This window comes from Sporomusa sp. GT1 (genome assembly GCF_014634905.1).
GTDB classification, from domain to species: Bacteria; Bacillota; Negativicutes; order Sporomusales; family Sporomusaceae; genus Sporomusa; species Sporomusa sphaeroides.
In genome coordinates this window covers 71,392-91,417 of record NZ_BMBX01000001.1, presented here as the reverse complement: position 1 = coordinate 91,417, position 20,026 = coordinate 71,392, and the positions used below count along the sequence as shown (strand labels likewise).

The following is a 20,026-nucleotide window of genomic DNA, read 5'->3' as shown; positions in this document are numbered from 1 at the left end:
ATATGGGAAATAGCACGATCGAAATAGTAGAAGTTCATTTATCGATAATCTTAGTGCAGCGTATTGCCATAATTGCCGTTTTTGCGTATGTATTATCACATACACGGGCTTTTCGCCTGCTTTTTAAAGAAACTACTACCGGCCGGGAGAAGTTGGCACTTATATTTATTTTTTCGCTTATATCTATTGCCGGCACGTATTTTGGCATACCCATTGAAGGCGCGCTTGCCAATGTCCGGGATACCGGGGCAATTGCCGCCGGGCTCTTGGCCGGTCCGCTGGTAGGAACCGCTACCGGGGTAATCAGCGGCCTGCACCGGATTTACCTTGGGGGTTTTACTGCTGTGCAGTGCGGCATTGCCACCATAATCGGCGGTGTGATAGCCGGCTATGTTCATATGCGTATTAAACCGAAAACATCGGAATGGATTACCGGTGTAATTATCGGTGTTAGTGTAATCATGCTCAGTATGGGCTTGATTTTAGTATTTGCAAAACCTTACGAAGCAGCCTGGTCGCTGGTGTCTCTTGTCGCTGTTCCCATGTCGCTGGCCAATGCCATAGGTATCGCGGTTTTTATGATTATTATTCATAACGCCAAAGAGCATCAGACCCAAATTGCCGCTTTGCAAACTCACAAAGCCCTCAAGATAGCAAATGCTACATTACCCCATTTCCGCCAGGGGTTAAATCCAATCTCGGCTGAAAAAGTAGCTGCAAATATCTTAACTATGACTTCGGCTGCCGCAGTGGCAATCACCGATTTGGAACGAGTGTTAACCCATATAGGCCGTGGCAGTGACCATCATGCACAGGGCATGCGGGTATTTACTAAATTAACTAAAGCCTGTTTGGCCCAGCAGCAGGTTACGGTAGCTCAGACGCAGGCAGAGATTGGCTGCACGGAACCGGCCTGTCCGCTAAAATCGGCGATAGTCGTACCGCTCTATTGCCGGGACGAGCTTGTTGGCACTTTGAAGATTTATTACGCGCGCGAAGAAGCGCTGACAGCGCTGGATATCGAATTTGCCCAGGGACTTGGCCAGGTATTTGGTACTCAGCTTGAACTGGCAGCCCTCCAACATAAAGCAGAGTTAACGGCCAAAGCGGAGCTAAAAGCCCTTAGAGCTCAAATCAATCCGCATTTCTTATTTAATTCCCTGAATACGATTGTTTCTTTTTGCCGTACAAATCCTGAAAATGCCCGCAATCTTTTAATTGAGTTAAGCGAGTTCTTTCGGCGCAGCCTAAAAACAGCCCGGGATTTTGTCACCCTCAAAGAAGAACTTGAGCATGTGGATTCCTATCTCACTCTCGAACAAGCGAGATTTGGTTCGCGGCTAACCATTGAGCATGCCATAGATCCTGATACTCTGGATATATTTATCCCTGCTTTTACCTTGCAGCCACTTGTCGAGAATGCTGTAAAACATGGTCTTCTGGCCAAAGTTGATGGCGGAACCATTAAAATTCTCGCGCAAATCATTGGCAGGCAGGTTGAGATTTCCATTACCGACAATGGTCAGGGTATCCCGGCCACCATCCAAAAACAGATACTGGAATATGGTTTTGGCAAAGGAGCCGGTGTTGGTTTAACTAATGTTAATGAACGTCTCAAAGCGATATACGGTCCCAAACATGCACTTGCCATTGATAGTGTGGAAGGGCAGGGAACAACAGTGCTGCTCCATATACCCATTGACATGGAGGTTGTGGTGAATGGTTGATCAATTACGCACCATTAGAGTCATGATTGTTGATGATGAAGAGCCGGCACGCAGTGAGTTAAAATACTTGTTGGAAAGTTTTCGTGAAATTGAGGTTGTGGGTGAGTTTGCCGGTGGTGATACCGTCATCAACGCCATACCCTCGCTGAATCCGCACTTAATTTTTCTGGATATTGAAATGGCCGGCTCAAACGGTATCCAAATTGCCGAAAAAATGCATGCGGCTCAGATTGTGCCGTTGCTTGTTTTTGCCACAGCGCACGAAGAATTTGCGGTTAAAGCTTTTGATCTTAATGCCGTCGACTATTTATTGAAACCCTTTTCCGCCAAAAGAGTGGCAAAATGTATAGAAAAGGTTCGGGCATTATTGCAGGAAGCTGTGCAGACCAATTCCACCAAACGGGCCGGCGAGTTAGCAGCAGTGCCTTATTCTCTGCAAAAATTGGCGATTGAACACAACGGCAAAGCTTTTGTAATTGACACAAAGGATATTATTGCCGTATATTGTGCCGAAGGCCAATTAGCCATCCGCACGGCCAATAAATGCTATTACTCCAATATGTCTCTCCAGGAGTTTTATTCTCGCCTGGATGAACAATTGTTTTTTCGTACCCATCGTGCCTATCTTGTTAATATAGAAAAAATCCGGGAGATAATTCCGTGGTTTAACGGTACTTATAATTTGATCCTGGAAGGGTTGGCTGAAGAAGTGCCGGTCAGCCGCCAGCAGGTTCCCAAACTCAAAAAAATATTCGGTTTATGAAGAAAACACGGCCAAGTTATATTTTCTGTTAGAATAAAAAAACATGTGTAACTATGTATACAAGAGTGTGCTGTTGACCAGGATGATAGTGTATTTCATCCTGGTTTTTTGTCATTTCACGGCAGACGTATTGCCTACTCATACACTATACTGTATCATTTCAAATATAAGGGAATCTTCTGTGAAAGGGGGATTGTATTCACAAGGTTTAGTTTTTAGATTCTGAAAGGAGGAATTATTTTTGAATTCAGTTAATTTATTAGTAGTTTCGATTTGTGTTTATGTGCTGGCGTACCGGTATTACTCAGCATTCATCGCGGCAAAAGTCCTGGCATTAAATGATGCCAATATAACTCCGGCCTACCGTTGTAATGACGGACGAGAGTTCGTACCAACCAATAAATGGGTATTGTTTGGTCACCACTTTGCAGCTATTGCAGGTGCTGGCCCGCTTGTTGGTCCGGTATTGGCTGCCCAATATGGGTGGGGCCCTGGCTTTATGTGGATTTTACTAGGTTCAGTTTTTGCCGGTGCTGTTCATGATTTTATTATCCTGTTCGCGTCGGTGCGTCACAATGGTCAATCGCTGGCAGTTGTTGCCCGGCGTGAGGTTGGTCCGTTGACCGGTGTAACCACTTCGCTCGCAATTCTCTTTATCATTATTGTTGCTCTTGCCGGCTTGGCTATTGTTGTTGTCAATGCCCTGTTTAAAAATCCTTGGGGCGTATACACGCTGTTTATGACCATCCCGATTGCTATTGTCATTGGTCTCTATATGTTCAAAATCTCCCCGGGTGCTATCCGGTCGGGTTCCATTGTTGGCTTCCTCCTGGTAATGGCTGCCGTATTTACCGGCCATTGGCTAAGCCCTGGTCAGCCCTGGGCAGGAATTGCCGGTATCTTTGACTTAACTAAGCAGCAATTATCAGTAGCCTTACCGCTGTATGGCTTCTTTGCCGCAGTTTTGCCGGTATGGCTGTTATTGGCTCCCCGTGACTATTTAAGTTCGTATATGAAGATTGGTACTGTATTGGCATTGGCATTAGGCATTCTCATTGTTCAGCCAACGGTTAACATGCCGATGACCACTCAGTTTATTCACGGTGGCGGACCCATTATTCCCGGACCCTGGTGGCCGTATGTGTTCATTACTATTGCCTGCGGCGCCATTTCCGGATTCCATTCGCTTATCAGTTCAGGTACAACTCCTAAGATGATTGAACTTGAGTCTCAGGCCCGCCTGATTGCCTACGGCGGCATGCTGACCGAAGGTTTTGTGGCGGTAATGGCTCTTATTTCGGCAGTTGTGCTGATGCCTGGTGATTATTTTGCGATTAACAGCCCGGCGGCTGTATTTGCCAAATTAGGTATTCCTACTGTTGAAATCCAAGAATTATCCCGTTTGGTGCAAATGGATGTCGCTCACCGTCCTGGCGGTGCTGTATCGCTGGCCGTTGGTATGGCTCACATCTTTTCCAGTATTGGTGGTATGCAGCATCTCATGAGCTATTGGTATCAGTTTGCCATCATGTTTGAAGCGCTGTTCATTCTTACCACAATTGACGCCGGTACCCGTGTAGCCCGCTACATCCTTCAGGATATTCTCGGCACATATATATATGCTCCGCTCAAACAAACCAACTGGTGGCCTGGCATTCTCTTTACCAGTGCTATCGTAACCTACTGCTGGGGCTACCTGCTCTATAGTGGTGACGTAGCCACCATTTGGCCGCTGTTCGGTGTTGCCAATCAGCTTTTGGCAGTAATTGCCCTGGCTCTTGGCACTACCATTATCCTGAAAATTGCTCCTAAGAAATCCTATGCATGGATTACCTTTGCACCGCTTGCTTTTCTGACCGTTACTGTTATCACTGCCGGTGTAATGAACGTACAAATGTTTTTCAAACGCGGCGATACCTTAGGTAACACTAATGGTACAATGAGCATTATCCTGATTATCCTGGTAATTATTACCCTGATTGATTCTATCAGACTGTGGCGCCAGCTGTTAAAAACAGATAAGCCGATTGGTATGAACACGGAGATTTCGATTATGTCTTGTCCGGTTGATACCACAAAGCCTAATATTCCAAGCTAATAGTTAATTGTTGCCTGATAACCGCCACCAATTTGGCTTTGCCGAATTGGTGGCGGTTTTGCTTTTTATTTGAAACGCCAGAGTAAAGGGGGTATAATAAATAAGGTGAATATACAAAAGACAGCTTTAAGGCCATTACCTGCCTGCGCCTGCCATATTTTTGGCTGTGGAATATATAATAGGAGGCTTTTATGAAAATATATTTGGCTGAGCACCGGGGCTTTTGTTATGGAGTAAAGCGAGCTGTCAACATGGCTGTGAGTGCTGTTGCGTCAAATTGTCCGGTACATACCTTAGGACCCATTATTCATAATCCGCAAATGGTTAGTCACCTGCAAACGCAAGGCATTGGTGCGGTTGACAATCTGGAGGATATTCCTGCAGGCAAGGTCATTATCCGGTCACATGGCGTGGGGCCGGAAATCTACCGGCAGGCTGAGGCCAAGCAGTTAGACGTGGTTGATGCCACCTGCCCGCATGTAAAGAAGGCTCAACAGGCAGCCTATGAGCTTAGGCAGTCCGGTTATCAGGTGGTCATTGTCGGCGAGCACCAGCATCCTGAGGTAAGAAGCATTGTGGCCTGGTCAAATGAGGAAGCCCAAGTGGTAGAAACCATTGCTGCAGCCAAGTCGTTGCCGTTTTATCCGCGGCTGGGAGTGGTGGCTCAGACTACCTTTGCTGCCAATGATTTTGAAGCCATTCTGTCAATTTTAAAAACCAAATGTGAGGATTTGAAGATTGAGCGCACTATTTGTACAGCAACTGACCTCAGACAGCAGGCAGCGCTCGACCTGGCGAAAAAAGTAGATATTATGATCGTAGTCGGCGGCAAAAATAGTGCCAATACCACCCGCCTGGCAAGTGTCTGCCAGGAGGCCGGCTGCAAAACGCGGCACATTGAGTCAGCCGGTCAGCTAAAGCCTGAGTGGTTTGTAAATGTACAGAATGCCGGTATTACAGCCGGTGCGTCAACCCCTGAGTGGGTAATTGAGGAGGTATATGCTAAGATGGAAGAAATGAATATTGGCAATGTGGTTAAACTTGAGGCCGGCAGTGTTATCAAAGGCACTGTTGTGGGAATACGCCATGATGAGGTATTTGTTGATATCGGTTATAAAGCGGAAGGAGTCATACCCCTGTCAGAACTTGCTTATCCGGCCCCGCAGACGGCTGCTGACGCTGTAAGTCAGGGACAAATTATTGATGTGCTGGTCATTGAGGCTGATGGTGCTGACGGTCAAGTTAAGCTATCTAAAGCGCAGGCTGATAAAATTACCGCCTGGGATAAGCTCGAGCAGGCCCTTGCAGCCAAACAGGCGGTTGAAGCCAGGGTCACCGAAGTGGTTAAAGGCGGTGTGGTTGCCGCCGTATTCGGTGTACGCGCTTTTATTCCGGCATCACAGCTGGATATCAGATATGTGGAGGATTTGAATACTTTTATCGGACAAACTCTTCCGGCAGTTCCTATTGAAATTGACAGGGAAAAACAGAAAGCTGTATTATCCCGCAAACAATTGCTGCTGGCAGAAAAGGAAGCCAAGGAGAACGAACTGTTTGCTAAACTGGCGGTGGGACAGACAATTACCGGCAAAGTAAGTCGTTTGGCTAACTTTGGCGCATTTGTCGATATCGGTGGCATCGACGGACTGGTTCATATTTCCGACTTATCCTGGCAGCGGGTTAGAACGCCCCAGGAAGTGGTCAGTGTTGGCGATGATGTTAAAGTGGTTGTACTTAAGGTTGATATGGAGGCCAAAAAGCTGTCACTTAGTCTGAAAGATGTTGAAAGAGATCCCTGGTATGCTGCTGTCGATAAACTAATTGTTGGTTCGGTAGTCGCTGGAAAGGTTACCAAAATTGTAAAGTTCGGTGTTTTTGTAGAAATTGAAGCAGGTGTTGAAGGCTTGGTGCATATTTCGGAAGTAGCGGAAAGGCGTATTGTTAATGCCGAAGAAGCAGTAAGCATCGGGCAGCAGGTAGCGGTTAAAATATTAAGTGTTGATAAAGAAACCAAGCGAATTGCCCTGAGTATGGTGCAAGCTCAGCAGGATAAAGAGCGGGCAGAATTCAATGATTACCTGACTAAACAGGCTCCTGCATCGGGTGTTACGCTTGGTGATAAATTTGGTCATTTGTTTAAACGGGAGGACTAAAGCGAAGTATGAAACGGCAGTCACGCAAACTGGAACATATAAAGTACTCGATGCTGCTGGACGATGGTCCGGCGGCTGCCGGATTTGCCGATTTTCATTTAGTGCATAATTGTCTGCCGGATTTGGCCTGGCGGGATATTGACATCAGTACAACTGTGGCCGGTATCCCTCTGGCACAACCAGTTATTATTAATGCGATAACAGGCGGTGCCGATGATGTTACCCTCCTTAATCGCGATTTGGCGGAATTTGCCAAACAAACAGGCATACCTATGGCGGTTGGCTCTCAATATGCAGCCGTTGAGAATCCGGCTGTGGCCGAGTCTTATAAAATTGTCCGGCAGGTCAACCCGGAGGGGATTGTATTTGCCAATCTTGGGGCCCATGCCACGCCTGAGGCTGCCCGCTATGCCGTTGAAATGATTGATGCCCAGGCTATTCAGATTCATCTTAACTCCGGCCAGGAAATTATCATGAGTGAGGGAGACCGCGACTTCAGCGGTTATCTGTCACGCATTGCAGCCATCGTGGCGCAAGTGGATGTTCCGGTTATTGTCAAGGAAGTGGGGTGCGGCATTGCGCGCGAACAAGCGACAGCGCTTGCGGGTGTCGGCGTTAAAGCTATTGATGTCGGTGGGACCGGCGGAACTAACTTCCTGGCAATTGAAGCTGCCCGCAGTAAACTGCCTTTGGATGACGACATGATGAGTTGGGGTATCCCCACCGCTATCAGTGCCATGGAAGTGCTGTCAATAACCAATTCCAGTGCAGATGTTATCCTGTCAGGCGGAGTACGAACACCACTTGATGTTGTTAAGGCGCTTACTATCGGCGGTGCAGCGGCGGGTATAGCCGGCCCGATACTTAAAGTGCTGCAGTGCCAAGGGCTGGAGGGAGCTATTCACTGGTATGAGAGCTTTACTACAGATGTAAAACGATTCATGCTGCTGGCGGGTACACGCACCGTTAAGGAACTGCAGTCTTGTCCTCTTGTGATTACCGGCTTCAGCCGGGAATGGCTGGAAGCCAGAGGCATTGATATAACACAGTTTGCACGACGGAAAAAAATACGCTAGCGGGGCTGTCGTACAGCGAGAGAGCCTGTCAAAACAAAGAAGTTAGCGAAAGATTAAATGATATTATCAACGAAAAGGCAGAGTCCGCTTTCTCATGATTATGATTGAAAGCGGACTTATTTTATTAAACAAATCCATTGCAATGAAAACATTTACTTTTGGAAGGGAAGAGGGTATTGTGAAGGCGAAAACGGCTCTTATCGCCGGTTCAACCGGCTTAGTGGGAAGTGAATTGCTGCAAATCCTGCTAGCGGAGAAACAATATGCAACAGTCTATGCCATTGTCAGAAGACCTCTGGCGGTGAAACACCCAAAGCTAATAGAAATAGTCTGTGATTTTGACCGGCTTGAAGCGGTAAAAGAATATTTTGCGGTAGATGATGTTTTTTGCTGTTTAGGGACAACAATCAAGAAAGCCAAAACGAAGGAAGCCATGTACAGAGTGGATGTAGAGTATCCTGTTACCTTGGCTAATATGGCAAAAGAACAGGGGGGCTGTCATTTTCTGATTGTAAGCGCGGTAAATGCCAATGTTGGATCATTTATCTGGTATCAAAAATTGAAAGGACAACTTGAGGAGCAAATAAAAAGCATTCCTTTGACAGCAGTCTCGATTCTTCGTCCGTCGCTGCTGATCGGGATGCGCCAAGAGTTTAGATTTTTCGAAACCATAGCAATTAAGGTCGTCCGCGGGCTTTCCCTTTTACTTAAGAGGTCATGGCCTAAGCTGGCAATAGAGGCAAGAGTGGTGGCTCAGGCTATGTATCAGCTTGCTCAGAGAGATAAACCAGGGGTCACCACTTACTCGCCGGAGCAAATGGAGGATATTGTCAGGATGGCGGCAGCGGGTCCAGGTATTGCCGGGCGGCGGTTATAATCCCAACAACGGCTTCCGCTGCGACGCGCCTGGATGGCGCTAGTGCCGATTGCGCCACGGATGGCATAGCAATTCGGCCCGCCTAAGGCTCGGCGCAAGCCGTGTTTTTTTATGTGAAATGGGCTGGAAATAAAACCTATTTTGAGACACCCCCCTTTGTATTAATCAGACAGTAACAGTGCAAACTAGATGTAATAAATCAACATCACAAAGGTATGAGGTGAGACAACATGATGAATATGCCGCTGGGAATGATTCTACTTTTAGTCGTCAGTGTCTTGGTTTATTTCGGACTAGCGCAGCGAATCCTGGATCGTATGCGAATGACGGATAAACAGGCATTGCTTTTCATTGCCGGAATCGTTATTGGCAGCTTTATTGACATTCCCGTTATGCGTTCCCCGATGGAAATCACCATTAACGTGGGTGGCGCTTTATTGCCAATTTTACTTTGTATTTACTTAATTGTTAAAGCTGATGAAACGGCTGAAAGAGTGCGGGCGGTTGTTGCGGCGGTACTGGTAGCTGCAGCGGTATCCTTAGGCTCACGCTATCTGCCGTATGAACCGGAAAACATGTTTATGGACCCCAAACTTATCTATGGAATATCCGCAGGCTTAATTGCCTATATTGCCGGCCGTTCACGTCGCAGTGCCTTTATCGGCGGGGTATTGGGAATAGTTTTAAGCGATATTGTCCATGCAGTAACCATCTCTGGTCTGGGCATTCCCGGAACTACGGCGATTGGTGGGGCGGGAGCCTTTGATGCGACCATTATTGCCGGTATCATCGCGGTTATGATTGCCGAACTGGTAGGCGAGACCCGGGAAAAATTGCAGGGCGGGCCTGTACTGGGACCCAATCGTCCTGAAGGTCTCTATGAGTTTAGTAAGGAACTGCATCCGAAGGAAAAACAAAAAGATACCCAGCAAATGCCAGCAAATGACAAGGCCTCAAACAACGGGGGTGAACGCCGTGAAGAGTAGACTGGGTGCAGTCCTTATTATCGGGCTGCTGCTTGCGATACTTAGTCCCAACGGCTTTGCCCATGAACGTAATGACGGCAGTTACGCGACTATTGTCGATGAAGCCGGCAATAACGTGTATATGACAGGCCGGCTGCTGCAACCGGGAGATCAGGTTCTTACTGAAAACAATCGCAAGTATGAAGTTGTCCGAGTTGAGGGCGATACTGCTTATGCCAAATTAATTGAGGAAGTTGATCTATCCCTGTATTATAAGGAACCTGAGCAAGGGATTCTGGCTCAATTTAAGGGTTTTTTGGAACCAGCCACTGCCAGAGCCGAGGGCAGCGGTAAAGTGGCCATTTATCATACTCATTCTGACGAGTCTTATGTGCCCACCGATGGCAAAGAAAGTATTCTTGGTGCCGGCGGTATCTATAAAGTCGGTGCCAGATTCGCCAAAGAACTCGAAAGCAAAGGTATGAATGTGGCTTTTTCGGAAGCCAAGCATGATCCGCATGACGATATGGCGTATGAACGTTCGCGCCGGACAGCGGTTAATCTGATTAAAAAAGAACAGCCTGATGCTATCTTTGATATTCACCGTGATGCTGTGCCACCGCAGGTGTATGGTGGTAAAATTGACGGACAGGATATCAGTAAAGTGCAACTGGTTGTTGGCAAATATGGCCCTACAGGCAAGCAAATTGAAGATTATGCCCTGCAGATTAAAGCCGCCTCAGATAAAAAGCATCCTGGTTTGGTGAAAGGTATCTTTTTTGCCAAAGGCGGCGATTATAATCAGGACTTGCATCCGCGTTCCATGCTGCTGGAAGTCGGAGCCCATACGAATGACCGCGAATCGGCTGAAAAAGGCATTGCCCTGTTTGCCGACGTTATACCAACAATACTCGGTAAATCCAGCGCTCCTACCGGCCCCAATGCCGCCGGAGCCACCAATGCGGATGGCAATGCCGGCCTGGGTTCTGCTGCCGGCGGGGCATCGGGCGCCACCAAGTCGATAGGGTGGATTTTAGGACTGCTCATCGTTGGGGGCGCAGCTTTTTTATTACTGAGTACCGGCGGCCTCAAAGAGGCCGGTGCTAAACTCAAAAATTTTGCATCAACAGAGTTTGCTAATTTTCTTGCTCCCAAGTCCCGAAAACGCAGGAAAGACAATGAGCCTTCCGAGCAAGCTGACAGGAAAGACGACAAATAGTACTAAGCAGGCAGGCCTGGTCCTGCCTTTTCTAATTTAATTTTTGCCGTTTATCAGCGGTTTTGCAGGAAAATATAGCTACTGAAGGAATACTAAAGAAAGGGGGGAATACTTTGACATATAGCGGCATTATATCTAACGTAAAATCTGACAGTATCGGCGCTGAAATAGGCCTTATGCCCGGAGACCGATTGCTTGAAGTCAACGGCGAGGTTGTTCAGGATATCATTGATCTCAGTTTTGCGCTGGCTGAAGAAGAAATTGAACTGCTTATAGAACGCAGCTCCGGCGAACAGGAACTAATAACTCTGGAAAAAGAATATGATGAAGATTTGGGGTTGGAGTTTGAAAGCGCAGTATTTGATAAAGTGCGACAGTGCGCTAACAAATGTATTTTTTGCTTTGTTGACCAAATGCCGCCAGGTATGCGTGAAAGCCTGTATATTAAAGATGACGACTATCGCCTTTCTTTTTTATATGGCAATTTTGTTACCCTGACCAATCTGGGAGTAAAAGATATCAGCCGGATTGCCAGACTGCATCTTTCGCCACTTTATGTTTCCGTACATACTACTAATGGTGAACTTAGAGAGCGGATGTTAGGTGGCAGGCAGGCCGGCAAGATAATGGACCAGCTTAATGAACTGGCAGACAAAGGTATTGACTTTCATACACAGGTTGTGCTTTGCCCCGGGGTTAATGATGGCAGGGAGTTAGATAGAACCATCCGGGATTTATACGCTCTTAAGCCGTCGGTTTTATCGCTGTCGATCGTTCCCGTAGGTCTTACCCGTTATCGTGACCATTGTCATCCGTTAATCAAGTTTTCCGCTGCCGCTGCTGAAGAGGTAACAGAACTTGTCCATGAGTGGCAAAAAAAATGCCGTGAAGAGCTTGAGGAATCTTTCGTGTATCTGGCTGATGAATTTTATCTGGCTGCAGGTAAAGAATTTCCGAGTTATGAATCGTATGACGGCTTTCGGCAGCTGGAAAACGGGGTCGGCCTTGTCCGCAGCTTCCTGGCTGAATGGGAGGAAGAACCGGTCATGGCTGCCGGCTATACTGAGCCACAGGTTATCGATGTTATCTGCGGCATTTCCGCTGAAAAAATTCTCGTACCTCTTTTGGCTGAACTGGCTGTTCCCAACTTAACAGTTAGGGTTATTGCAGTGGAAAACAGATTTTTTGGCAGTGATGTTACCGTCACCGGACTGTTGACCGGCGGTGATATTATCGAGGCATTGAAAAGGCTTCCGGGTTCCCGGACCGGTATTATTATACCAGGAGTTGCTCTCAGAAAAGGGGAGCAGGTTTTTCTTGATGACACCACACCTGCAGATATTGCCGCCGAACTGGGGGCACCTGTGCGCAGTGCCTATTTTGCCCAGGATTTAAAACAATTGCTTGCTGCGTGGCGATAGTGTGCAGGCAAGAACAGCTATAGTACGGTAACTATGCAATTATGCGGTTAATTTAAGTAAATACAGGCAATGGTAAAGGAAAAACTACTACAGATCAACGGATTCATCACATCAAGGAAACGATTTTAAAAAGATACAAGGTGGTATTAGATGAGTAAACCAATTGTCGCAATTGTTGGCCGGCCTAATGTCGGCAAATCAACTTTATTCAATTATATTGGCAAGAGCCGTCTATCTATTGTTGAAGACATACCCGGTGTTACCCGTGACCGTATTTACATGGATGCCGAATGGCTGGGCCGCAATTTTACTATGATTGATACCGGCGGTATCGAATTTGAGACCACAGACAAGATGCTTAATGCCATACGTAATCAGGCTAAACTGGCTATCGAGGAAGCCGATGTTATCATGTTCATTGTGGACGGCAAAGCCGGATTAACTTCCTCTGATAACGAAGTGGCCGTGATTTTGCGCAACACCAGAAAGCCTGTGCTCTTGGTGGTAAACAAAGTAGACAATATGAAAAATGAAGCCGATATTTACGAGTTCTATAATCTGGGACTAGGTGATCCTATTGCCATTTCCGCCGCTAACGCCCTTAACATTGGTGACATGCTTGACAGATTAATTGAAAATATGCCACAAGAGCATATTGAACCCGAAGATATTGACCAAATCAAAGTGGCGGTAATCGGCCGCCCCAATGTTGGCAAATCTTCGCTGGTTAACTCCATTATTGGTGAAGAACGGGTTATCGTCAGTGACATTCCCGGCACTACCCGTGATGCCATTGATACCCATTTTACTAAAGACGGTCAGTCCTATGTGCTGATTGATACGGCTGGCATGCGGCGTAAGGCCAAGATTGATATGCCGGTTGAACGGTATAGTGTTATCCGCTCCCTGCGGGCAGTCGACCGCTGTGATGTAGTGCTCATGGTTATTAATGCCGAAGAAGGCGTGACAGAACAAGATAAAAAGATTGCCGGTTATGCCCACGAAGCCGGTAAAGCCAGCATTATTGTCGTTAATAAATGGGATCTTATTGAAAAAGACGGCAAGACCTCGCTGAAATTTACCGAGACCATTCGCGAAGAATTGGGTTTCATGCAATATTCGCCGGTCCTATTTACATCAGCGCTCACCAAACAGCGTGTTCATCGGGTAACTGAGCTGGTAAAATATGTAGCAGACCAGCATTCCATGAGGGTAGCAACCAGTGTGCTTAATCAAGTTATTGAAGATGCTACTGCGATCAATCCACCACCTTCCGACAAAGGCCGGCGGCTTAAAATCTATTTTACCACCCAGCCGGACGTAAAACCGCCCACCTTTGTTTTCTTTGTTAATGATCCGGAAATTATGCATTTTTCCTATTTGCGCTTTTTAGAAAACAAATTGAGAGAAGCGTTTGGTTTTGAAGGAACTCCACTCAAATTAGTGGTTCGTGGCCGCAAAGACAAAGAGGAGTAAACTCATTGAAGGAGTGGGAGAATGGAGTATGTGCTGGTTATTGCTGCCAGCTACCTAATTGGTTCAATTCCGAATGGACTGATTATTGGTCGGAATTTCTATAATATTGATTTACGGCAGTTTGGTAGTAAAAATATTGGGGCCACTAATGCGTATCGGACATTAGGTCCCTGGCCGGCCTTCTGGGTCTTTCTTACAGATGCGCTCAAAGGTGTGGCAGGGGTCCTGATCGGTCAGTATTTGGGCGGAACGGCGCTAGCTGAATTGGCTGGTGGTATTGGCGCTATCACCGGCCATAACTGGTCGGTATTTTTGAATTTTAAAGGCGGGCGTGGTGTGGCTACCGGCCTTGGTGTTATCGCCATGATTGCGCCTAAGGTAACACTCATTGTTTTTGCCGTCTGGGCGGCTATTGTTTATTTGACTCGCTATGTTTCGCTGGCATCCATTGTCGCGGCAGCTTTGGTTCCTATCAGCATGTGGCTATTGAATGTCAGGCAAGAATTTTTTTATTTCGGGATATTGGCCGCTTTATTTGTTATTATCCGGCACCGTCCGAACATTGAGCGCCTTCTAAAAGGGGAAGAACCAAAAATTAGAGCAGGCGGTAAAACAGCCTCCGGTCCCGCAAAGGAGAAGTGACAGTAATATAATGCATATCGCAGTAATTGGCGCCGGCAGCTGGGGGACAGCGTTAGCCGGCGTGTTGGGTCAAAAACATCAATCGGTTGTTCTATGGGCAAGGTCGCCTAAGTTAGCGGAAAGCATCCGTTCCACCCGGGAAAACCACAGCTATTTACCTGGCTGCAAATTACCGGCAACGGTTTGCGTTACCGATAACCTCGCCGTGGCCGCAGGCGATACCCGGCTAATCGTACTGGTTACGCCCTCTCACGCCATACGGCAAACAGCAGCAGCCTTGGCCCCCTACGTCAGTGCTGACACCCTTATTGTCAGTGCTGCCAAAGGGCTGGAACTAACCACCGTGAAAAGGATGTCCGAAATCATTGCCGAAGAATTACCGCTAGCGGCTGAGAATATTGCCGTATTATCAGGTCCTAATCATGCTGAGGAGGTGGCTTCCGGTCATCCCACGGCCACTGTTGCCGCAGCCAGGTCGCGCAAGGTAGCTGAGTTTGTGCAAGATACCTTTATGCTGCCTTTTTTTCGCGTATATACCAATCCTGATATAGTCGGGGTAGAGCTTGCCGGCGCGCTCAAAAATATCATTGCCCTTGGCGCTGGCATTGCCGAAGGACTGGGGTTTGGTGATAATGCTAAATCCGCACTGATGACACGCGGGTTGGCCGAAATCACCCGCCTTGGTATGGCGATGGGAGCAAATCCCCTGACCTTTGCCGGACTCGCCGGTATCGGGGACCTTATTGCCACCTGCACCAGTGTACACAGCCGCAATCGGCGGGCTGGCCTGATGCTGGCGGCAGGCAAGACCATTGATGAAATTCAGGCGGAAACCTCCATGGTTGTGGAAGGTATCAGGGCAACTAAAGCAGCCTTTCAATTGGCAGCTAAATATAAAGTGGAAATGCCGATAACAGAACAAATGTATGAGGTCCTGTATCAAAATAAATCCTCGAAACATGCAGTTCTCGAACTCATGACCCGCGGCCGGACACATGAGGTAGAAGAAGTTGTGCTTAACAATTTACATTGGCAGTAAATAAACTTGGCATAAAAAAGTATGGTGGCTAATAAAGTAAGGTAAGTTACTTTTTAGTTACCATACTTTTTTATATTTTGTAATATTTGAGGTGGCCTGTCATATATTTATAATGACAATTACCGTAATCAGGGAGGGAGACGCCAGATGGAAAAATTCGACCTGTTTAGAGATATCGCCGAACGCACTGGTGGAGATATTTATATTGGTGTAGTCGGTCCGGTTCGCACGGGTAAATCAACCTTTATTAAACGTTTTATGGAAACCATGGTATTACCTAATATCAGTAATCCCCATGATAAAGAACGTGCCAAAGACGAACTGCCGCAAAGTGCCGGCGGCAAAACTATTATGACGACAGAGCCTAAGTTCATCCCTAATGAAGCCGTCGAAATCAATGTAAAAGACAATGTTAATGTGCGGGTTCGGGTTGTCGATTGTGTTGGTTATACCGTAGACGGTGCGCTGGGTTATGAAGAGGAAGAAGGCCCCCGCATGGTGCTTACACCCTGGTTCGAAAACGAAATTCCGTTCCAGGAAGCAGCCGAAGTTGGCACTCGTAAGGTTATTGCCGAACATTCAACAATTGGTTTGGTCATTACCACAGACGGTACTGTCACCGACTTACCCCGGGATAAATATCTTCCGGCCGAAGAACGTGTCATTGCCGAACTTAAAGAATTGCAAAAACCATTCCTGGTCATTTTAAATACCGGCAAACCAAATTCCAAAGATACTCGTGAACTTGTGGCTAAACTGGAAGGCAGTTATGATGTGCCTGTCATTCCGGTTGATTGCGCCCAATTATCGCATGACGATATTTATGGAATTTTGCAGGAAGTATTATATGAATTCCCGGTCAAAGAAGTCAATATAACATTGCCTAAGTGGGTAGAAGAGCTGGAGAAAGATCACTGGCTGAGACAAAAATTTGAGGGTGCGGTGAATGACGTCGTTCAATACATTCGCCGTTTGCGTGATATCGATCGGGCCATTGACGATTTGTCCGGTTATGACTTTGTCGCCGATGTCATTCTTCATGACATGGACCTTGGCAGTGGTATAGCCGTTATCGAAATGACCGCCCGCCCGGATCTTTTCTATAGTGTACTTGAAGAGCTCACCGGCTTTACTATTAGCGGTGAACATCATTTGTTGCGCCTGATGAAAGATCTGTCAATAGCTAAGCGGCAGTATGACAAAATTGCCTCTGCGCTTGAAGATGTTGAACAAACTGGTTATGGCATTGTACCGCCACAACTTGATGAAATGATTTTAGAAGAACCTGAAATTATCCGGACAGGCAACCGGTTTGGCGTAAAACTAAAGGCTTCGGCTCCATCCTTACATATCATCCGTACTGATGTGCAAGCGGAAATTTCTCCTATTATCGGCACTGAAAAACAAAGCGAAGAACTCATTCAATACCTCATGCGTGAATTTGAAGGCGAACCGGAAAGAATTTGGCGCACCAACTTATTTGGTAAATCTTTAAATGAACTGGTTCGTGAAGGCATTCAAAATAAATTGACAGCTATGCCGGAAAATGCACAGTTAAAACTAAAAGATACACTGCAAAAAATCGTTAATGATGGCAGCGGCGGATTAATATGTATCATTTTTTAACAAAAACAGTATTTTCAGAAGAATTTTTTAGTCAGTCTGTAAAGGACTGACTAGAATTTTTTTGTATTTTGGCTTGTAAACCTGGCAGAATTGATGATATAATGTCTACCAGATACAGATATCCATCCGTAGTAGCAGTACCGAGGAGGAGAACCATGGTTACAGGACAAAAAGCTGTTTTTTATTTAGTTCGGGAGGAAATCTTACCCGAAGCCATCAAAAAGACGATTAAGGTAAAAGAGTTATTAAAACGCGGTGAAGCAAGAACAATTAACGAAGCAGTGGAAAAAATGGAACTAAGCCGTAGCGCCTATTACAAATATAAGGACTATGTATTTCCGTTTTATGAAGCCAGTAAAGAAAAGATTGTTACACTTGCTCTGTTGCTTGAACACAAATCAGGCGTATTGTCACGGGTTCTAAACACGATAGCCAACGAACATGGCAGTGTTTTGACAATTAATCAGGGGATTCCGCTGCAAGGGGTCGCCAATGCGACTATATCCATTGAAACTGCCGAATTAGCTATTGACTTGGAAGCAATGCTTGACAAATTAAGAATGGTTGATGGTGTGAAAAGACTGGAAGTTCTAGGTCAGGCTTAGGAGGAAAAATAATGAAAGCAATCCAGATTGCTTTGTTGGGAATGGGGACTGTTGGTACCGGTGTGGTTAAAATATTGGCCAATAACGCCCGCAGTATTCAACAAAAAGTGGGAGCACCTGTTGTTATCAAGAAAATACTGGTAAAAAATCCAGACAAGGTTAGAAATATAACAACAGAGGCGCAACTGGTAACAAGTATTGACGAAATACTACATGATTCTGATATAAAAATCGTGGTTGAAGTTATGGGCGGCGAGCTGCCGGCCAAAGATTATATGTTAGCCGCGCTCAAGGCCGGCAAGCACGTTGTTACCGCAAATAAAGATGTGGTGGCCAAATGCGGCCGCGAATTGTTTGACACTGCGGCAGAAACTCATACCGATTTTCTATTCGAAGCTAGTGTCGGCGGGGGTATCCCGATAATCAGACCGTTGAAACAATGTCTGGCGGCTAATCAAATCAGTGAGATTATGGGCATTGTGAATGGCACGACCAACTATATGCTCAGCAAAATGACCAACGAACAAATGGATTATAGTGATGTATTAGCCGAAGCTCAGGCCAAAGGGTATGCCGAGGCCGATCCGTCAGCTGATGTCGGTGGTTATGATGCGGCCCGAAAAATTGCCATATTGGCTTCCATCGGTTTTGGTGCCCGGGTTACATTAGAAGATGTCTATATTGAAGGTATAACCAATATTACCATTGAAGATATTGAGTATGCCCGGGAACTTGGCTTTGTCATCAAGCTTCTGGCTGTTGCCAAGCAAGATGACCGGGGGATTAATGTACGTGTACATCCGGCCTTCCTGCCGGTTACTCATCCTTTAGCCGCAGTGAATGATGTATTTAATGCTATTTTTGTCAAAGGTGATGCCGTAGGTGAAACCATGTTTTATGGCCGCGGGGCCGGTGAATTGCCAACTGCCAGTGCGGTGACAGCCGATATCATTGATGTAGCCCGCGATATTCGCCATAATGTCAGCAGCAGGATATTGTGTACTTGTTTTGAACAAAAACCCATCTATCCTGTCAGTAAAACCGAATCACCGTATTATATCCGCCTCTTAGTCGAAGACAAACCGGGTGTGCTGGCGGCTATTGCAGGTGCATTTGGTGCCCAGCAGGTCAGCCTGCATTCCGTCATTCAGAAACGTAAAGTGGAGTGCGCAACAGAGCTTGTGCTTATTACATACCGGGTATCTGACGAAAACATCCGTCTAGCCATGAATACCTTACTGGGCATGTCGATGGTAAGCAAAGTGGGCAATGTAATCAGAGTAGAAGCAGAGCAGATTTCATAGCAGTAAAGGTGGCGATATCATGGCAAATACCGTGAAAATCCGCGTGCCGGGAACAACGGCCAATTGCGGCCCGGGGTTTGATGCGGTTGGTATAGCTTGCACGATATATAACGAGCTTGAACTTACTTTGAGTCCACAAGCAGGTATATCACTTGAGGTAGCGGGCGAAGGTGCAGGTGCTATCCCGGCTGACGGTTCTAATGTTGCCATTAAAGCCGTTCAGATGGTTCTGAATAAAACAGGCCGGCACTATCCGGGAATTGCGCTTAAAATGGTCAACAATATTCCCCTGGCGCGAGGACTTGGCAGCAGTGCGGCCGCTATAGTCGGTGGACTGGTAGCAGCCAATGAAATTACCGGCTGTCAATTATCAAAGCAAGAAATTCTGGATATGGCTACCAGTATTGAAGGCCATCCAGATAATGTAGCTCCGGCTATTTTTGGTGGTATTACTGTCAGCATCATGGATAGCGGCTCTGCCAAATATTTGCGGTTCCTGCCTCCCAAGGATTTTACAATGGTAGCTGTTATCCCCGAGTTTAACCTGTCTACCAAGGCTGCCCGCAGAGTATTGCCGGAGTCGGTACCCTTTGCGGATGCCGTGTTTAATGTCAGCCGGTCGGCACTGTTAGTCGGAGCATTGTGCACCGGTGAATTTAAACTCCTGTTGCACGCGCTGGAAGACCGGTTGCACCAGCCATATCGTGAGAAGCTTATTCCCGGTATGGCGCAAGTATTAACAGCTGCCCGTCAGGCCGGAGCACTGGGGGCGGCGTTAAGCGGTGCCGGGCCATGTCTGCTGGCCTTTACCGACGGAGACTCCGATGAAGTGGGGCAGGTAATGGTCAAAGCCTTCAATATTCATAAGATCAAAGCAAGATACCAACTGTTAAACATTGACCGGCAAGGTGCTATAATACTATAACATATATACAAAACCTGTTCGCACATATCGCGATCAGGTTTTTGTTTGGGCAACATCGACTGCTGTCTGCCGCCAGAGGCCCGGCGTAGCCGTATTTCTTTATACATATT

General features: G+C 46.7%; 16 protein-coding genes. All 16 read left to right on the top strand.

What is annotated here, in order from left to right; genetic code table 11:
• The first annotated feature begins 2 nt into the window (after positions 1–2).
• The 16 genes from GT1_RS00470 to thrB all read left to right on the top strand — a co-directional run bounded on the left by GT1_RS00470 (position 3) and on the right by thrB (position 19,916).
• Positions 3–1,727 carry a sensor histidine kinase gene (locus GT1_RS00470; RefSeq protein ID WP_075755379.1) on the top strand — a complete coding sequence of 575 codons (1,725 nt, stop codon included), beginning with the start codon at positions 3–5 and terminating at the stop codon, positions 1,725–1,727.
• The gene (locus GT1_RS00465; RefSeq protein ID WP_188396635.1) at positions 1,720–2,490 is read left to right on the top strand and encodes a LytTR family DNA-binding domain-containing protein; all 771 of its coding nucleotides are present in this window, start codon (positions 1,720–1,722) and stop codon (positions 2,488–2,490) included. The genes GT1_RS00470 and GT1_RS00465 overlap by 8 nt, the downstream gene beginning before the upstream one ends.
• 241 nt (positions 2,491–2,731) lie before the next feature.
• Complete coding sequence (locus GT1_RS00460) at positions 2,732–4,588, top strand: carbon starvation protein A (protein ID WP_075755383.1); 1,857 nt, start codon at positions 2,732–2,734, stop codon at positions 4,586–4,588.
• Positions 4,589–4,779: 191 nt separating this feature from the next.
• Positions 4,780–6,741 (top strand): bifunctional 4-hydroxy-3-methylbut-2-enyl diphosphate reductase/30S ribosomal protein S1, encoded by a 1,962-nt coding sequence (locus GT1_RS00455; RefSeq protein WP_188396633.1) that lies wholly within the window; start codon positions 4,780–4,782, stop codon positions 6,739–6,741.
• Between the two features lie 8 nt (positions 6,742–6,749).
• A complete protein-coding gene (gene fni, locus GT1_RS00450; RefSeq protein ID WP_188396631.1) occupies positions 6,750–7,817 on the top strand; it encodes a type 2 isopentenyl-diphosphate Delta-isomerase in 1,068 nt (355 codons plus the stop codon).
• Positions 7,818–7,959: 142 nt separating this feature from the next.
• Positions 7,960–8,694, top strand: a complete 735-nt coding sequence (locus tag GT1_RS00445; protein WP_188396629.1) for an NAD-dependent epimerase/dehydratase family protein — start codon at positions 7,960–7,962, stop codon at positions 8,692–8,694.
• A 230-nt stretch (positions 8,695–8,924) separates the two neighbouring features.
• A complete protein-coding gene (locus tag GT1_RS00440) occupies positions 8,925–9,680 on the top strand; it encodes a DUF1614 domain-containing protein (RefSeq protein WP_223225974.1) in 756 nt (251 codons plus the stop codon).
• Entirely contained in the window at positions 9,670–10,878 is a 1,209-nt protein-coding gene (gene spoIIP, locus GT1_RS00435) for a stage II sporulation protein P (RefSeq protein WP_223225973.1), read from the top strand. Before GT1_RS00440 ends, spoIIP begins: the two co-directional genes overlap by 11 nt.
• A 113-nt stretch (positions 10,879–10,991) precedes the next feature.
• Positions 10,992–12,299 (top strand): DUF512 domain-containing protein, encoded by a 1,308-nt coding sequence (locus tag GT1_RS00430; RefSeq protein ID WP_188396627.1) that lies wholly within the window; start codon positions 10,992–10,994, stop codon positions 12,297–12,299.
• Between the two features lie 150 nt (positions 12,300–12,449).
• A complete protein-coding gene (gene der / locus GT1_RS00425; RefSeq protein WP_075755395.1) occupies positions 12,450–13,775 on the top strand; it encodes a ribosome biogenesis GTPase Der in 1,326 nt (441 codons plus the stop codon).
• Between the two features lie 21 nt (positions 13,776–13,796).
• Positions 13,797–14,417 carry a glycerol-3-phosphate 1-O-acyltransferase PlsY gene (plsY, locus tag GT1_RS00420; RefSeq protein ID WP_188396625.1) on the top strand — a complete coding sequence of 207 codons (621 nt, stop codon included), beginning with the start codon at positions 13,797–13,799 and terminating at the stop codon, positions 14,415–14,417.
• A 10-nt stretch (positions 14,418–14,427) separates the two neighbouring features.
• Positions 14,428–15,456, top strand: a complete 1,029-nt coding sequence (locus GT1_RS00415) for an NAD(P)H-dependent glycerol-3-phosphate dehydrogenase (protein WP_304626243.1) — start codon at positions 14,428–14,430, stop codon at positions 15,454–15,456.
• Positions 15,457–15,603: 147 nt separating this feature from the next.
• Positions 15,604–17,082, top strand: coding sequence for a stage IV sporulation protein A (gene spoIVA, locus GT1_RS00410; RefSeq protein ID WP_075755401.1), 1,479 nt, complete (start codon positions 15,604–15,606; stop codon positions 17,080–17,082).
• A gap of 155 nt (positions 17,083–17,237) precedes the next feature.
• Positions 17,238–17,687 carry an ACT domain-containing protein gene (locus GT1_RS00405; RefSeq protein WP_075755403.1) on the top strand — a complete coding sequence of 150 codons (450 nt, stop codon included), beginning with the start codon at positions 17,238–17,240 and terminating at the stop codon, positions 17,685–17,687.
• A gap of 8 nt (positions 17,688–17,695) precedes the next feature.
• Positions 17,696–18,991 carry a homoserine dehydrogenase gene (locus GT1_RS00400; protein WP_188397460.1) on the top strand — a complete coding sequence of 432 codons (1,296 nt, stop codon included), beginning with the start codon at positions 17,696–17,698 and terminating at the stop codon, positions 18,989–18,991.
• A gap of 19 nt (positions 18,992–19,010) precedes the next feature.
• Positions 19,011–19,916 (top strand): homoserine kinase, encoded by a 906-nt coding sequence (gene thrB, locus GT1_RS00395; RefSeq protein ID WP_188396623.1) that lies wholly within the window; start codon positions 19,011–19,013, stop codon positions 19,914–19,916.
• Positions 19,917–20,026: the final 110 nt, after the last annotated feature.

Bases quoted from the DNA above. Each gene is read 5' to 3' on its own strand.
- GT1_RS00465 (WP_188396635.1), top strand. From the start codon at position 1,720: ATGGTTGATCAATTACGCACCATTAGAGTCATGATTGTTGATGATGAA.
- GT1_RS00470 (WP_075755379.1), top strand. From the start codon at position 3: ATGGGAAATAGCACGATCGAAATAGTAGAAGTTCATTTATCGATAATC.
- spoIVA (WP_075755401.1), top strand. From the start codon at position 15,604: ATGGAAAAATTCGACCTGTTTAGAGATATCGCCGAACGCACTGGTGGA.
- GT1_RS00440 (WP_223225974.1), top strand. From the start codon at position 8,925: ATGATGAATATGCCGCTGGGAATGATTCTACTTTTAGTCGTCAGTGTC.
- GT1_RS00445 (WP_188396629.1), top strand. From the start codon at position 7,960: ATGAAAACATTTACTTTTGGAAGGGAAGAGGGTATTGTGAAGGCGAAA.
- fni (WP_188396631.1), top strand. From the start codon at position 6,750: ATGAAACGGCAGTCACGCAAACTGGAACATATAAAGTACTCGATGCTG.
- GT1_RS00415 (WP_304626243.1), top strand. From the start codon at position 14,428: ATGCATATCGCAGTAATTGGCGCCGGCAGCTGGGGGACAGCGTTAGCC.
- GT1_RS00455 (WP_188396633.1), top strand. From the start codon at position 4,780: ATGAAAATATATTTGGCTGAGCACCGGGGCTTTTGTTATGGAGTAAAG.
- plsY (WP_188396625.1), top strand. From the start codon at position 13,797: ATGGAGTATGTGCTGGTTATTGCTGCCAGCTACCTAATTGGTTCAATT.
- der (WP_075755395.1), top strand. From the start codon at position 12,450: ATGAGTAAACCAATTGTCGCAATTGTTGGCCGGCCTAATGTCGGCAAA.
- thrB (WP_188396623.1), top strand. From the start codon at position 19,011: ATGGCAAATACCGTGAAAATCCGCGTGCCGGGAACAACGGCCAATTGC.
- GT1_RS00405 (WP_075755403.1), top strand. From the start codon at position 17,238: ATGGTTACAGGACAAAAAGCTGTTTTTTATTTAGTTCGGGAGGAAATC.